Genomic DNA, 15,394 nt, shown 5'->3' on the forward strand with positions numbered 1-15,394 from the left:
CACTTCTGGGGGAATTGCTATTTTTTTAACATTATCCCCCTGCTCCGTAAGCTGCCGAAGCTTCTCTAGTTAGTGGTATTCTAGTCAAAGTTACTAGTTTATTTTTTTATATACTATCAGGTGTTACGTAAAAACTCGTAGATAGAATCCAGAATTTCATTATTACCATTGCTCTGTCCCTGCTTCAATGTAAGTAAATAAATGCTAATTAGTATGAAGCACAACTTGATCCGTTTTACGAAAACTGGAAAAATTCGGTAGTTTTATAACTCTTTAACGGCGTTTTAGCCAACGACTGTCATAGAAAAACCGCCCAAAACCTTAAATTTTGGTGACAAAACAAGTAATTTTAGTGCTCGATTTTTCCGATGCCGGATTTTTACACATTTAGACCCAACCGAGCGTGGGAAAATCAAAAATACCAAAAACTAGAGAGGAAAACCCTACAATATGCACTTGAGTGAAATCACCCATCCTAACCAGTTGCACGGTTTATCGATTCGACAACTGCAACAGATTGCCCGTCAGATTCGAGACAAACATCTTCAAACTGTAGCAGCCACTGGGGGACACCTGGGACCAGGATTGGGTGTTGTAGAGTTAACATTAGGGCTTTACCAAACGCTGGATTTGGATCGCGATAAAGTCATTTGGGATGTCGGACACCAAGCATATCCTCACAAACTGATTACAGGGCGCTACAGTAGCTTTCATACTTTGCGGCAAAAAGATGGAATTGCTGGTTATCTTAAGCGCGGTGAAAGCAAGTTTGACCACTTTGGGGCCGGACACGCTTCCACCAGTATCTCTGCGGCATTGGGTATGGCTTTAGCGCGGGATCTCAAAGGCGAAAAATTTAAAGTTGCTGCCATCATCGGTGATGGTGCGCTGACTGGCGGTATGGCATTAGAAGCCATCAACCATGCTGGACACCTGCCCAAAACTAACCTGCTGGTTGTCCTCAACGACAACGAGATGTCTATATCTCCCAACGTGGGTGCAATTGGGCGCTACTTGAACAAAATGCGCCTCAGCCCTCCAATGCAGTTCCTCACCGATAACTTTGAGGAACAATTCAAGCAAATTCCTTTCGTAGGTGAATCTTTTTCTCCGGAACTGGGACGGATCAAAGAAGGGATGAAGCGCTTAGCTGTTCCGAAAGTGGGCGCAGTGTTTGAAGAACTCGGCTTTACCTACATCGGACCTGTGGACGGGCATAATTTAGAGGAATTGATTGCTACCTTCGGGCAAGCACATCAAATACCGGGACCAGTTTTGGTACACGTCGCAACCGTCAAGGGCAAAGGTTATGACATTGCTGAACAAGACAAAGTTGGCTACCACGCCCAATCTCCTTTTAATTTGACAACTGGCAAAGCCGTTCCCTCCAGCAAACCCAAACCCCCCGCCTACTCTAAAGTTTTTGCCCATACCTTAGTCAAACTCGCGGAACAAAACCCTAAAATTGTTGGAATCACTGCCGCGATGGCAACGGGGACAGGGTTAGATAAATTGCAAGCAAAGCTACCCGAGCAATATATTGATGTAGGGATTGCCGAACAACACGCCGTCACTCTTGCAGCAGGACTGGCATCTGAAGGTATGCGCCCGGTTGTCGCTATTTACTCCACCTTCTTGCAACGCGCCTACGACCAAATCATTCACGATGTCTGTATCCAAAACCTGCCAGTGTTCTTCTGTCTTGACAGGGCGGGAATCGTTGGTGCTGATGGTCCGACTCACCAAGGAATGTACGACATTGCCTATCTGCGTTGCATCCCCAACATGGTACTGATGGCACCTAAAGATGAAGCGGAACTGCAACGGATGGTGGTGACTGGCGTAAATCATACCACAGGAGCGATCGCCATGCGCTTCCCTCGCGGTAACGGCTACGGCGTCCCGTTAATGGAAGAAGGCTGGGAACCCCTAGAAATCGGCAAAGCGGAAATTCTCCGTAATGGCGATGATGTGTTGATGCTAGGCTATGGTACAATGGTCAACCCAGCAATGCAAGCTGCTGAAATTCTCTCAGAACATGGCATTGAAGCCACTGTGATTAATGCCCGTTTTGCCAAGCCTCTAGATAACGAATTAATTTTCCCATTAGCTAAGAAAATTAAGCGCGTTGTCACCTTGGAAGAAGGTTGTGTTATGGGAGGTTTTGGTTCAGCAGTTGCAGAAGCGCTGTTAGATGCTGATATCGTCGTTCCCATCAAACGCATTGGTGTGCCAGATGTTTTAGTGGAACATGCCGAACCTAATCAATCTAAAGCAGAAATTAGTTTAACAAGTCCCCAAATAGCTCAAAAGGTGTTACAAGCTTTCTTTCAACAAGAACTTTCTGCTGTGGGCTAAATTTCCAGTCAAATGGCACGCGCTTGAATTCCAAAATGACATAGAACCGAGTGAGTTATGAACCCAGCACACCCTGTTCTTTTTTGGATTTTCGCGTGGTCACACCAATTTCATCTGATTTCATAGGTTCACGCCTATTCACCAAACCCGGTTTCTTCATGAGTTACCGGGTTTCTTACACAAAGTTGTCATTCATTGGCATCAGAACTGGGAAACATCTGCCTTGAGTCAACGTCTAACATTAACTAGAGACATTAACGAGTTGACAACTTAAAATTAAGGAGCACTTAAAGGTCAGATAACCCACAACAAAGGACACTCAATTGCCGCAACGATTCTTTGCCAATACCTGCATTCCAAAGCGAACGACTCTGAACTACCCTGTGGTTAGCCGGTTTTTGGACAGATCGTACCGGACATCTACTATTTAGTGTTCTCCAAAAAGAGAACAAGATTTGGGTAAGATAATAGAGCTATCTTTTCTGCGTTGCAGACACTGAAAGCTTGTCATATCCACAGGAGATATCTTAATGCTGACTTTAAAAATCGTTGTTTATATAGTTGTTGCCTTCTTCGTCGGTCTCTTTTTCTTTGGATTTTTGTCGAGTGACCCTGCTCGTAACCCTGGTCGTCGGGATCTCGAGTAAAAGCGCGACAAATTATCCGTGACTGCCGGAAGGCGGAATACATTATACGCCTACGGACAACTGGCTGAAACGCCAGTGTCCTCCTCCGGGGTGGCTTGCCTAAATCTTATCTAGGCAGAAGGCAAAAGCTGGGAGGCATAATGTGTCATGTCCTTCCGGCTATTTATTGGCTATTTGTTAGCTTGATTCGTGCTAAAGTATGCTTCATCCAGTTCTGCCGCCCGAACCGCCTCCCATTCTTGAATCTTTACAATCTGCAAATCCCACCCCAGTTCTGAAGGCTGACACTAACACACTGGGGAACAAACAGAAGTCTAAAGAAAAATCTGAGGTACAACGGGAAACGCCTCTCGAAACTGCTGGGCAAAAGCCTACTGATAGTGATTTATTAGTTGCTAAGACATTAGCCGCACCCAGTAAACCGGAAAGTTTGCCACCTGAATTTTCTCCCATCACCGCTTCTAAAAGTGCCGCTTCACTAGGTGATCAGCTTTCAGTTGGTTATCCTCTACAGGAACTCAAAGGCTTTAGTCCCTATGATGGTGACAGTAAAAATGCGGCAGATGAAACATTCCTTACTGGAGAGAAAATTGCTCAAACAGTTACCAAACTTGAGAACTTATCTCAGAAGGACAAGCAAAGAGTTGTTGAAACAAGCCAAACACCAACTCCGGCTAACACCTCAACTGAAAAATCACCAAGTGATCAACCAGTACAAATAGAATTCAAGACTCGCAACCAAACAACTGAACCGTCAACTCCTGCTCCCCCTAATACCCAAAATCAATCGGCACCAACAGAACAGCAAGACAGCACAACAAGGCAAGAAAGTCAACCATCCGGTACAACAGCGCCTTCTAACACGCCTGCAGCCAGAGAAAGAATTGTGGAAATTACTTCTGATACACAGCAGTATGACGAGCAGCGGCGGATTGTCACAGCTGAAGGTAATGTAGTTGTGCGCTTTGATGGAGCACTCATAGATGCCGATCGCCTGCAAGTCAGTTTAGAGAATTTGATTGCAGTGGGAGAAGGAAATGTGGCATTGACACGCGGTGACCAAGTTTTGCGCGGTCAACGCTTTACTTATAATATTGTCCAAGATAGTGGGGAACTGACAAACGGCAGCGGTGAAGTTTTTATACCAACAGCCGGGTCGGATTTCTCTTTCTTACCCACCGATGTGACAGCTGGAGGAGTACCAGCGCGTCCTCTAAGCGATCGCATACGAGAAAACCAACCTCTACAAGCTAACAGTCCTGGAGGTCTTAACATTAACGCAGGTGGTACAGGAGGTGCGAGGAACATATCTTTGCCAAAACAGGGGGGTCAAGTCAGACGGATACGCTTTGAAGCTGGAAAAATTGATTTTTATCCCCGAGGTTGGCAAGCAAGGGATGTCCGACTCACCAACGACCCTTTTTCACCTCCAGAGTTGGAGGTACGGGCAGATAAAGTTACCGTGACCCGAGAAACACCTTTACGCGATCGCATCAAAACAGAGCGACAGCGTTTAGTCTTTGACCGAGGGGTATCTTTACCTATTCCCAAAGATGAGCAGGTCATTGACCGCAGCGAGCGAGAAGTCACTCCTGGATTATTCTCTCTTGGCTTTGATGGAGATCAGCGAGGCGGCTTGTTTATTGAGCGTGGCTTCAAACCGATCAATACAGAAGCGTTCACCTTTCGTATCGCACCTGAGTTTTTTGTTCAAAAAGCAGTACAAGGCAACACTGGTAATATTGCATCGTTGTTTGGTTTAAAGACAAGCCTAGGTGCTACTTTGAGTCCACGAACCGTAGTTGAGGGTTCTGGATTGTTGACCAGTTTGGACTTGAACGATATAGAAGACAACTTGCGGGCGAGTTTGCGGTTGCGCCAGTTATTATTAGGTGAGCAAAATCCTCACACACTCACATTGGAATATAGTTACCGCGATCGCCTTTACAACGGTACTCTCGGCTTTCAAACCGTTCAGAGTAGTCTTGGCGGTATTCTTACCTCTCCTGTCATTCCTTTGGGCAATAGCGGCATCAATCTCAGCTATCAAGGTGGCGCTCAATACATTAATGCCAACACAGATCGCGGAGACTTACTGAAACCAGATCGGGACAATAACCGCATCTCACTGACTCGCCTACAAGCAAGTGCTGCTCTCAATGGAGGCGTTTTCCTCTGGCAAGGGCAAGGATTACCAGCTACAGCTACCGAGGGATTACGGTATACACCAAACCCAGTCGTGCCGTATTTACGACTTTTTGGTGGAGTGACTGGTACTACCAGTTATTACAGCAGTGGCGATAGTCAAAATACCTTAATTGGTACCGTTGGTTTGGAAGGGCAGTTCGGTCATTTCTCTCGACCCATTTTGGACTATACAGCCTTTAATATCAGTTACTCCCAAGGTCTAAACACTGGCTTATCACCTTTTTTGTTTGACCGTCAGGTTGATAACCGCGTGCTAAGTGCTGGAATTACACAGCAAATTTATGGACCATTCCGCCTCGGCTTTCAAACATCAATCAACTTGGACACTGGAGAACGCAGCAGCACCGACTACGTGGTGGAATATAGTCGCCGCACTTATGGAATCAGCTTGCGTTACAACCCAGTGCAGGAACTAGGTGGTATCAGCTTCCGAATTAGTGATTTCAACTGGTCTGGTGGTACCGACCCATTTTCTGACCCTTCTGAAATTAAGCCAGTTGTAGGTGGTGTGCGGCAGCGGTAAGAGAAAGTGATATCATGTCAAGCCAAAGATGCTGTAGAGAGTCGCCACTATCAAATCATTTGGTTGCTTGCATAGAGCAGAAAAACAGAAGATGTTCTTGCTGTGACGGGCTACACCAGAACGCGAATTTATGGTTTGGTGATTAACCTGACTTGATATCAGTCATTATTAACGATTTGCTTAGGAATAATCATTGTCGCAGTAGGCTCAGGGACCAGTTTACGTCCGTCCTGTTCAGTCACGTTGGACGCTAATATATGTAAAACTTCTGCCCGTTGTTCACCCCTAAGCTCGCTCGAGTCTGCCTGACAGAAGAAATCCAATAGCGCTTTCCCCGCCGTTGAATTCTCTTCAAAGCAAAGTTTGACATCGACGTACTCTGAATAACTTACCAATTCATACGACAATCCAAGCTCGTCAACCATCATCTGCATTTTTTCCATCTGCAGCATTTCTGCAAAGCCCTGTCCTGTGAGAGCGGCATACTTGAAAATGGTGTCGAAGATCAGCGCGTCGCTAGTCACAAGAGTGAGGATCAAAAAGCCATCATCTTTAAGCATCTCCATCCCCTGTTGCAGAAGCTGCTTCTCGTGACCAGGCATATAATACATCGAGTGCGTGTAGTGAATGATATCAAACTTTTCATCTGTCTGAAACTGTTCAATTTTTTCCCGGTGAACCTTCAAATCAACATCAGCAAACTCTGGGACGCTCATTTTTTGCTCATAGCGCTGCCGATGTAGATGGTTCGGCTCAACAGCCACGTAACGAAGCGTTAATTCTTTTGGTAGCTGCTGCTTGAGAGTACGTATCACCTGCATATCAAAGTCACCCGGTCCAGCCCCTACACTTAACACAGCTACTTGTGGGGGATGTGGCTGAAGGTATTGTTGCATCAAATCGAGAGCCACTTGGCGATTTACCTGCCAGTTTTCAAGAAAGACTTGGTAGCCTGCGTCATAAACTTCATACATCTTGATTTCCAGTTCACTAGGGTAAGTCATAAGCATTTTCCTACAGATTTTGAGGTACTGTCTTGACACTCTCACCGCCAAGCTCCTAACGTCACTGTAGCAGGAGATTCTTGCTTGATACCCACTTGACTAGACTAGTATCACTACTAATCCCCGTCAGTACGAGTCAGCAAGCATTTTCTACCACTGTTATGAGGTAACCGATTATTTGCGCCTTTCTGCTTAACTCCTGCAAAAATTAAGCCATTGACACTCCCCTGGCTGAACAAATTTCGCTGTCGCTCATTTGTTCGTAAAGCCAGGGGATTCTACATTCGCCGTCGCCACTTGCTCTACCAGGCTTGCACCAAGTAGCGTAGAGGTCGCGACTCCTGTAGCGTTACTTCGGGACTGTCCGTCCCTAGCTTGTTTTCCAAGATTCAGAATATTTATAGCTGCGTTCACGTCTCTTTGAAGCTGACACCCACAAGCACATTTATGGGTACGAGTTGAAAGAGATTTTTTCACAATTGCACCGCAATCTGAACACTTTTGAGATGTCATTCGAGGATTGACAGCAACAACTGTGGTTCCAAACTTAATAGCAAAATATTCTAGCCAACGACGAAACAGAGTCCAAGCTACATCATTAATAGACTTGGCTAAACAGTGATTCTTTACCATGCCTTTCACATTCAAGGCTTCATAGGCGACTAAGCTGTTAAGCTTGCACACGTTACGCGCAATTCTAAGAGCGTGTTCATTCCGTTGCCTACTTACTCTTAAATGCTTCTTGGCATATCTGAGTCTAGCTATTCGTCGTTGATTTTTACCTTTTTCTTTCTTGTATATCTGACGTTGAGTGTGCTTGATGGCTTTCTCGGCTTTACGAAAAAACCTTGGATTTTCTTCATGATGACCGTTGGAATCAGAGTAGAAAAACTCTAACCCAACATCAAGACCTAATTCACCATCAGCCGTTCTGGATTCAGGTTTTACCTCAATGTCAACTGCAAATTGACAGTAATATCCGTCAGCTTTCCGAACCAATCGAACCCGTTTTATGGATTTAACAGGGTAGGTGTGAATATCCCACTTTCCTAATAATCTTACCTCTGAAATACCTTTGTCATCGGTAAAAGTGATGCGTCTTTTTGTAGGATGCAGTGACCATCCTGAAGTTTTGTATTCTACTGATCGGTTATCTTTCTGGAAACGCGGAAATTCCTTTTTCCCAGGTTTTTTAGATTTACAGTTACCGTAAAATCTATCAATAGCACTCCAAGCTCTTTCTGTCGCAGCCTGACAAGCCATTGAATTTAGTTCTTTGACAAACTTGAACTCTTTCCGCAGTGCTGTTGAGTAATTGTTTAAGGCAATTCGATTAATTTTTGCTTCACGAGGTGCATCTATCCAATATCTAATAGCTTTATTTCTGATGAACTGAGTCGTACGAATAGCTTCATCGATAGCTCGATACTGCTGTTGCTTACCTTTCACTTTGTACTCTAAAACCAGCACTGCGTTATCACCTCCTTGTTTTACTCTGTTTCATATATATTATCATGAACATGAAACGTTTGTATGTACAATATGAAGAAAAAAAGGTTAAACTGTCTTTTGACTGACCGCAGGCATCGCAAGCTACTTTTGTTGTCTGTAGAACTAGACAGAACTATTAGTAGTATGGTTGATGAATGGATTGATTCACTTCCTGAACCAAAAAAAGAAAATATCACGGCAGGGTAAACCCTGCGTCGTGGCTTTCATCCCTGGGCTGAAGCCGCAGGGTTTTCAGCCTACCCTTTATAAATAAAGCTAAGGAATTTATTTTAACTTTTAACTTTTAACTTTTAACTTTTAACTTTTTATTTCCCTTGCCTAAACCGATGCAAAAATTGAAAAATTTTCACAAATATCTCTTCTAGCCAGAGCATGGCGCGATCAAACCATTCGAGTATTTGCTCTAGAGGGTGCTTTTCATACCCAATAGTCTTGGCGTTGGTTTCTATCCAGTCTGGTTTCGCCTCGACTTGATCAGTTTGACGCTGCTGCTGGTGAAGAATTTCTCCCTTGTTACCCTCACTTTGCGAATGTACACACTTCGTAGACGCTACGCGTGTACGTAGGGCAGATTTTGAATTGATTTGTCCCCTTGTCCTCCTAGAGGGACTCTCAGGGAGAGCAGATTTTGTGGTTTGGGATGATGTAACTAATAATTGTTGCTCATCGACAACCTCTGTAACCTCTTGCAAATCCCCAAACAAATCGTCCATTGTTAACCAAGGATCTGCTATGTTCTCGCTTTGCAAATCAGGGCTTTTGGGCAAAGCTGAGGAAGGAGGACGCTGTGGTAGAGCAATTTGTGGTTTCTTATTTCCACCTATTGGTAGTTGGTCAACACTATTTGTTGGAGTTGTTTGCTCTAATTTCTTGGGATTGCGTCCAAAAAAGTAATGAATTGCCCCCCAAATTAAAGCTTGAATCTTCGATGTTTGATATTCCCCCTCAGGAGTTAATACTTCTTGTTCAGCGGTAAGTTGCTGGTGTTTACCATAGAGAAATATGTTTAGCTGATTTTGAACAGCTTCGAGCAATTGCCCACTGACGCGAGATATTGATACTACAGCATAAGATTCCATCTGGGCAAAAGCTGTGTCCAGTAATGCTAGCGCTGGGGAAGTAATAGGTATATATTGATACTCAGTTTTATCTTCTGTTTTCATTTCCTGAGGTAAAGCAGGTACCTTGCCTCTACTACCCGAAGTCAGCTTGTTCAATAATTGGTCAATTTCAGGTAATAGCTTAGTTTCATTTTCTACTTGAACCAAGCGCCAGGAATGCCAGTATTTAGCAACTTCGTTAATAATGCGATTTTGTAATTTTTCCTGCTGCTGGGGCGTCAAAATGTCCAGAATTTCATTTTCAGCAGTAACGAGTACCAAATTACGGTTTCCTAAAAGTGAAGCAATTCCCAGCACCTGAGGAGGAGAGGAGACAACGTGATGGAAAGCTTCGGGGTTGCCTCTAAAGTTGGGGGCTAATGGGGGGCAATAGGGAGATGGGGGAATGGAGGTTTCTGCGATAGGGTGATGGGGGAATGAGGTGATTGGCGGAGTTTTATTGGAGATTCTCGCCACTTCGCCATCTCCCCACCTCTCCATTAAGAAGCGCTTTTCTATCTCGCGTGCTTGCATTTCCACTGCTTCTAGAACTCGTTGAATGGGAGTGTCAGAAGATGGTGGAGTTTCGGGTTGGAAATCAGTCTCCTTTGTTGGTAAATAGAGCCTAGGTTGTTGCTCGCCTGTATGCAGTTGTTTACCAGCTGATCCAGTTGCTTTTTGAATCAGCAGATACACTGGGTAAAGTAAAGCCTCTAATGACCAACTAGCAGTGACTTGTAGATGCCGTTTAGTGCGATCAAACTGTTCGCCCCAGCGCCGAGATTGCTGGTGAAAAAATTTAAAAAGTCTGCTTTGATAACGACCAGGGGTAGCAGATGGCATAAGCAATTCAAAATTCAAAATTCAAAATTCAAAAGTCAATCTGGAAGACAAGCAGTGCTAGCAATTGGTCTAGCCCTTAGCTAGTGTGCAAATTAAATGGGTGGCATGGTAGTAAATTTTTGTTGAGAGCGTGGTAAGCTGTCGGACTCTCACCAAACAATAAATTCAAAGACTGTTGTCACCAGTGAGTTTCCTCATCTTAGCGAAATTATGACCTCCCAAGTCTCTCAACCTAATACCAAATTCATCTCGGAAGCAATTGAGAAGTTGCGCTCTTATGTAAGAGTGAATATTTCGTCTACTTGGCGATGCTTAGAAGCTGATTTGCCTGTAGCTGATATTAGCACTTGTGACTTTTCTGATTGGAGTTTTGCTAAAGTTAACGCCAGAGAACACATTGCTTGGGCTGGGGGGCAAAAAGTGCTATGGTTGGTGCAAAAATTGGTCATTCCCCAAGATTTACACGGTTATGGACTACAGGGTTTATCTTTACGGCTGGCGCTGGTTTGGTGGGCGGACTTTGCCCAAGTTTATGTGAATGGGAGTTTGGTACTTGAAGGAGATTTATTTGATTCTTCACCTAGGGTGCTACTTAATCCTGCGGTGACACCAGGAGAGGAATTTATCGTGGCTTTGCGTTTGGTGAGTCCAAGCCATTGTGATGGGGCTTTGGTAAAGTCGCTGCTTATTTATGAGTCTACTGATGAGAATCGTCCTGATCCCGGTTTTGTGGCTGATGAGTTGGCTGTGATGCAGGGTTATTTGGAATCTTTTGAGTCTGAGAAGTTCGATAATTTGGCGGCGACTGTGGCGGAGATTGATTGGGAAGGAATAAACCGCAGAGGCGCAGAGAACGCAGAGGAAGATAACAGAGGATTAGAGAATTCCCTGTTTGCTCTGCGCGGAAAACTCCTCGAAATCAATAATTATCTGGGTACATCTGCTACAGGCTGCGGTTCAAAATCTAAAATTTACCTGTTGGGTCATGCTCACCTTGATTTAGCATGGTTATGGCGTGTCAGTGAAACTTGGCGGGCAGCACAAAGTACTTTTGAGTCGGTTCTTAAGCTTCAGCAGGATTTTCCTGAGTTAATTTTTTGTCATTCTTCTCCGGTGCTTTATGCTTGGATTGAAGAACATCGCCCGGATTTGTTTGATGCTATTCAAGAAGCGGTAGCAACTGGGCGTTGGGAAGTTGTGGGGGGTTTTTGGGTTGAACCGGAACTGAATTTGATTGCGGGTGAATCAATTGTCCGTCAACTGCTGTATGGTCAGCGCTATGTACTGGAGAAATTTGGTAAGCTTTCCACTGTGGTCTGGGTACCAGATAGTTTCGGTTTTTGCGCGACTTTGCCGCAGTTCTTGGCTAATGCTGGAATTGAGTATTTCGTGACTCAGAAGTTGCGCTGGAATGACACTACTCAGTTTGAGTATGGCGCTTTTTGGTGGCGATCGCCTGATGGTAGTGAAGTCTTTAGCCTTATGTCTGCCCTCGTTGGTGAAGGCATCGATCCTGTTAAAATGGCATCCTATGCCTGTGAATGGCAAATCCAAACAGGTCTTTCACAAGCTCTTTGGCTCCCTGGTGTCGGAGATCACGGCGGCGGTCCCACCCGTGATATGTTAGAAATCGCCCAACGCTGGCAAAAGTCTCCTGTCTTTCCTCAACTAGAATTTACGACTGCTGAAAACTATCTACAGCAAATCAAGGAGACAAACAGACAAGGGGAAAATGAAAATTCCTCCCCATCCCCCTCATCCCCCTCATCCCCCTCATCTTCCTCATCCCCCTCATCCCCCTCATCCCCCTCATCTTCCTCATCCCCCTCATCTTCCTCATCCCCCTCATCCCCCTCCTTCCCCACTTGGGAGGACGAACTCTATCTAGAATTCCATCGCGGTTGCTACACCACTCACGGCGACCAAAAACGTTGGAATCGTCGTTGTGAAGGCTTATTGTACCAAGCAGAAGTGTTTGCGGCTTTGGCAACTATAAGCTGTGAGGTGACATATCCCAAAGCAGAACTAGAAGCGGCGTGGAAAAAGGTCTTATTTAACCAATTTCACGACATTCTGCCTGGTTCTTCGATTACTCAAGTTTATGAGGATGCGCTTCCAACTTGGCAGTCGGTGGAAAAAGTTGGTAATGAGATATTACAGCAGTCTTTGAGTGCGATCGCATCCCAAATAAACTTACCAGAGCCACCCCAACCCGATGCTTTGCCAATTTTCGTCTTTAACTCCCTGAATTGGCAGCGCTCCGAGGTTGTTGCCGTTGATCTTCCTGATTCTCACTTGGATGCTTGCGTTTATAATCTCCAAGGAGAACCTTTGCCTTCCCAACTCACTGACGGCTCAAAGCTGCTGTTTTTAGCAAACGATGTCCCCTCTGTTGGCTATCGCGTTTTTTGGCTTTGTCCTGAACTGCCTAAAAAAGGTAATAGTATTGCCAATTATGATGATACAAAATCGGGCTTGCAAAAGCAAGAACATTTTGCTCCAAAAAGATTGACTTTAGAAAATGAATTTCTGCGGGTTATTGTTGACGAGCAAACTGGTAATTTGTCGAGTATTTTTGACAAAGTTAATGAGAAAGAAGTTTTGAGTCAAGCAGGTGGAAATCAATTACAAGCTTTCCAAGACAGTGGTCAATATTGGGATGCATGGAATATTGACCCCAACTACGAGCAGCATCCGTTACCACCAACCCAGCTTAAATCTATTGAGTGCCTGGAAACTGGACCAGTACAAAGTCGGGTGCGGGTGGTGCGCCAACTTGGGGAATCTGAATTTACCCAAGATTACATACTACAAGCGCGATCGCCTGTTCTGAAAATCGCCACAACAGTTCATTGGCTGGAACGCCAGGTGTTGGTGAAAGCTGCTTTTCCTCTGAATCTAGAGGCGGACTTGGCTACCTATGAAATTCCTTGTGGGGCTATTCGCCGTTCCACGAAACCCAAAACTCCAGCAGAAAAGGCGAAATGGGAAGTTCCGGCTTTGCGTTGGGCAGATTTAACAAATCCTCTCCCAGTTGACGGTACGAGCTACGGTGTCAGCCTCTTAAATGATTGTAAATACGGCTACGACAGCCAACCTCATCAACTACGCTTGACCTTGCTACGCAGTCCCAATTGGCCCGATCCAGAAGCAGACCAAGGATTTCATGAATTTACATATGCCTTGTATCCTCATGCTGGTAGCTGGGAATCAGCCCATACGGTAAGACGTGGGTATGAATTGAATCTACCAATGGAAGTCATACTATTGGCGAACGATGAGGAAAAGAGCGATAAACCTTTATCACCTGTCGGTAGTTTCCTAGATTTCTCGGCTGAAAATTTGATATTAATGGCGTTTAAGCAAGCGGAAGATGATTCAAAACAATGGATTCTCAGATGTTACGAATGTCATGGACAGACAGCCAATTTACACTTGCAAAGTGATTTGGGGTTGACTCTGGGAGAGTCGGTGGACTTGTTGGAGCGTTTGCCCAAAGCTGAATTCTTATCTACGCAACAAAGCTTTACAATACAGCCTTGGAAAATCTGTAGCTTTAAGGTGTCGAAGAGCGATTGGCATAAAACATAAGCTTTACAACGGGGGAACTCCCAAGGGCGTAGTGTCCTCCGGATGCACACAGATAATCTATCTGCGTGCATCTGCGGTTCCAAATAGCCAAAAACCAGATTTTTGACTGGTTCAAACTTTTCACTTTTGCCTTTTGAGATTAGAATTAATTCCGGATTCTCCGAAGCAGGTTTGTTTATTAAACATGACACAGCACATAGGTTTTGGCTAAAAGTTATAGGACTTACGCAACAACTCTGGTGAAACTCTTATTTCTTTGTGTACGAGTGCGTACGAGCGCGGTTCGTTTTTTATAATCTTGCGTAAGCCCTGAATTATCCAGATTGAGAAACTTTTGCCTCTAGAAGAAATTATTTTGTTCTTATCCAATGATAATGAAAAGATACCCTATGAATTACAAGCAGATGCCTTAGGAGTTTTAGTAATTCATCTATTTATTGTATAATTTATTACTTAATTCCTCTTGGTATGCTTTGGATAAGCAGCGTTTGGGGTGTGAACCACAGCGATTAATGGAAATGCAGATGTTATCTGAAAATGTAAGTTGGACTTGGACAAGTAAATCTGTTCGTTTGTCAGGACTACTACCTGATGAATTGTACTCTTTATCCTGCTGGAATTTACTTTTACCTGATAAGGAGTCAGAGGAAATAAAAATTCCTTTAATTGAACAAGGTGTCACAGCTTGTGAAGTTTCTTTAGATCTACCTACTGGCATTTACTATATTCAATTACTTTTTGGACAAAATTTGCGAAAAAATTTGGGCTGGTGGTGTGATAGCGGTCCTTATGATATACCAGAAGCCATTGATGGAGATGAAGCAAGAGAAAATTACTGCTATACGATTTTGGGGAATAGTGAATCTACAGAACAATTCATAGCTGCTGTTAATCAACTTAAATTGGATTTTGACATCCAACAGCTACAAGCAGGAATTTCTAGTTTAGAAAGTCATCATTATCATTTTCCTAACTGGTTAAGCCCGGAGAGTTTACTTCGCAAGCTAAAAGGGCTTTTAAAGTTTTTGAATAAAGCGCGTGTCGAAGTTGTAGGTACTCTCATACAAACACCAAAACCTGAGCAGAGTAAACCTCAAGTTAGTGAGACTGCCAAACAGGATAACTGGTATTTGGTTAATGTTTCTTCTAAAAAGCGTGACGTTTTTTTCAGATATCTTGACATTGCTATTACACAATACAAATTGCAAGATTTAATTGTGAAAGTGGAAGTTCCTCAAGATTCGGTATACGAAGATGTTGTGTTAGTAAATTTAAGAAACTATCAACAAGGGTATAGTCATTTGAAAAAATTGCCCCATTTTCAAACAATGGAACGCCGACCATTGACATCACAGCAAGTTAGCAGGATGTTGGGTGGAAGGTGATTTCGTCTGAGAATTAACGTGAGTTCGATGTATCATGATTTGACCCCTCTCCAAACCTCTCCCCTTGTAGGGGAGAGGGTTAAAAATCTCATTTTTACGTAGCTCCTCCCTTTCCTTGTAGGAGAGATCCGTTGGGTGGGAGAGGTCCTGAGAACTCACGTTAATTAAGGTATTGAAATAAGTTGCATAAAGTATTAGCAAACATTAGCAAGCAATAGCAGAT

Annotated in this window: 8 protein-coding genes; 5 read left to right on the forward strand and 3 right to left on the reverse strand. The window is 44.0% G+C overall.

What is annotated here, in order from left to right:
- The first annotated feature begins 450 nt into the window (after positions 1 to 450).
- The 3 genes from dxs (at position 451) to ACM0OZ_RS38770 (ending at position 5,736) form a co-directional block, all read left to right on the forward strand.
- Positions 451 to 2,358, forward strand: a complete 1,908-nt coding sequence (gene dxs, locus ACM0OZ_RS38760) for a 1-deoxy-D-xylulose-5-phosphate synthase (RefSeq protein ID WP_414588166.1) — start codon at positions 451 to 453, stop codon at positions 2,356 to 2,358.
- Positions 2,359 to 2,888: 530 nt separating this feature from the next.
- Positions 2,889 to 3,005 carry a photosystem II reaction center protein I gene (locus ACM0OZ_RS38765; RefSeq protein ID WP_414588168.1) on the forward strand — a complete coding sequence of 39 codons (117 nt, stop codon included), beginning with the start codon at positions 2,889 to 2,891 and terminating at the stop codon, positions 3,003 to 3,005.
- Positions 3,006 to 3,204: 199 nt separating this feature from the next.
- Positions 3,205 to 5,736 carry a DUF3769 domain-containing protein gene (locus tag ACM0OZ_RS38770; RefSeq protein ID WP_414588169.1) on the forward strand — a complete coding sequence of 844 codons (2,532 nt, stop codon included), beginning with the start codon at positions 3,205 to 3,207 and terminating at the stop codon, positions 5,734 to 5,736.
- A 158-nt stretch (positions 5,737 to 5,894) separates the two neighbouring features.
- On the opposite strand, the gene ACM0OZ_RS38775 is transcribed toward ACM0OZ_RS38770, so the two are convergent.
- The 3 genes from ACM0OZ_RS38775 to ACM0OZ_RS38785 all read right to left on the reverse strand — a co-directional run bounded on the left by ACM0OZ_RS38775 (position 5,895) and on the right by ACM0OZ_RS38785 (position 10,195).
- Positions 5,895 to 6,740 (reverse strand): class I SAM-dependent methyltransferase, encoded by an 846-nt coding sequence (locus ACM0OZ_RS38775; protein WP_414588170.1) that lies wholly within the window; start codon positions 6,738 to 6,740, stop codon positions 5,895 to 5,897.
- A gap of 252 nt (positions 6,741 to 6,992) precedes the next feature.
- Positions 6,993 to 8,210, reverse strand: coding sequence for an RNA-guided endonuclease InsQ/TnpB family protein (locus tag ACM0OZ_RS38780; protein WP_414588171.1), 1,218 nt, complete (start codon positions 8,208 to 8,210; stop codon positions 6,993 to 6,995).
- A gap of 347 nt (positions 8,211 to 8,557) precedes the next feature.
- On the reverse strand, positions 8,558 to 10,195 hold the full coding sequence (locus ACM0OZ_RS38785; protein ID WP_414588172.1) for a hypothetical protein: 1,638 nt from the start codon (positions 10,193 to 10,195) through the stop codon (positions 8,558 to 8,560).
- Positions 10,196 to 10,405: 210 nt separating this feature from the next.
- Between ACM0OZ_RS38785 and ACM0OZ_RS38790 the strand changes: the two genes are divergently transcribed.
- Together ACM0OZ_RS38790 and ACM0OZ_RS38795 are read left to right on the forward strand one after the other, a co-directional pair.
- Positions 10,406 to 13,786 (forward strand): alpha-mannosidase, encoded by a 3,381-nt coding sequence (locus tag ACM0OZ_RS38790; protein WP_414588173.1) that lies wholly within the window; start codon positions 10,406 to 10,408, stop codon positions 13,784 to 13,786.
- A 524-nt stretch (positions 13,787 to 14,310) separates the two neighbouring features.
- On the forward strand, positions 14,311 to 15,171 hold the full coding sequence (locus tag ACM0OZ_RS38795) for a hypothetical protein (protein WP_414588174.1): 861 nt from the start codon (positions 14,311 to 14,313) through the stop codon (positions 15,169 to 15,171).
- Positions 15,172 to 15,394: the final 223 nt, after the last annotated feature.

Source organism: Scytonema sp. PCC 10023 (assembly GCF_963920835.1).
Lineage (GTDB): Bacteria > Cyanobacteriota > Cyanobacteriia > Cyanobacteriales > Nostocaceae > Kalymmatonema.

Coding starts and splice junctions, on each gene's coding strand:
- ACM0OZ_RS38795 (WP_414588174.1), top strand. CDS start 14,311: ATGTTATCTGAAAATGTAAGTTGGACTTGGACAAGTAAATCTGTTCGT.
- ACM0OZ_RS38775 (WP_414588170.1), bottom strand. CDS start 6,740: ATGACTTACCCTAGTGAACTGGAAATCAAGATGTATGAAGTTTATGAC.
- ACM0OZ_RS38785 (WP_414588172.1), bottom strand. CDS start 10,195: ATGCCATCTGCTACCCCTGGTCGTTATCAAAGCAGACTTTTTAAATTT.
- ACM0OZ_RS38770 (WP_414588169.1), top strand. CDS start 3,205: ATGCTTCATCCAGTTCTGCCGCCCGAACCGCCTCCCATTCTTGAATCT.
- dxs (WP_414588166.1), top strand. CDS start 451: ATGCACTTGAGTGAAATCACCCATCCTAACCAGTTGCACGGTTTATCG.
- ACM0OZ_RS38790 (WP_414588173.1), top strand. CDS start 10,406: ATGACCTCCCAAGTCTCTCAACCTAATACCAAATTCATCTCGGAAGCA.
- ACM0OZ_RS38765 (WP_414588168.1), top strand. CDS start 2,889: ATGCTGACTTTAAAAATCGTTGTTTATATAGTTGTTGCCTTCTTCGTC.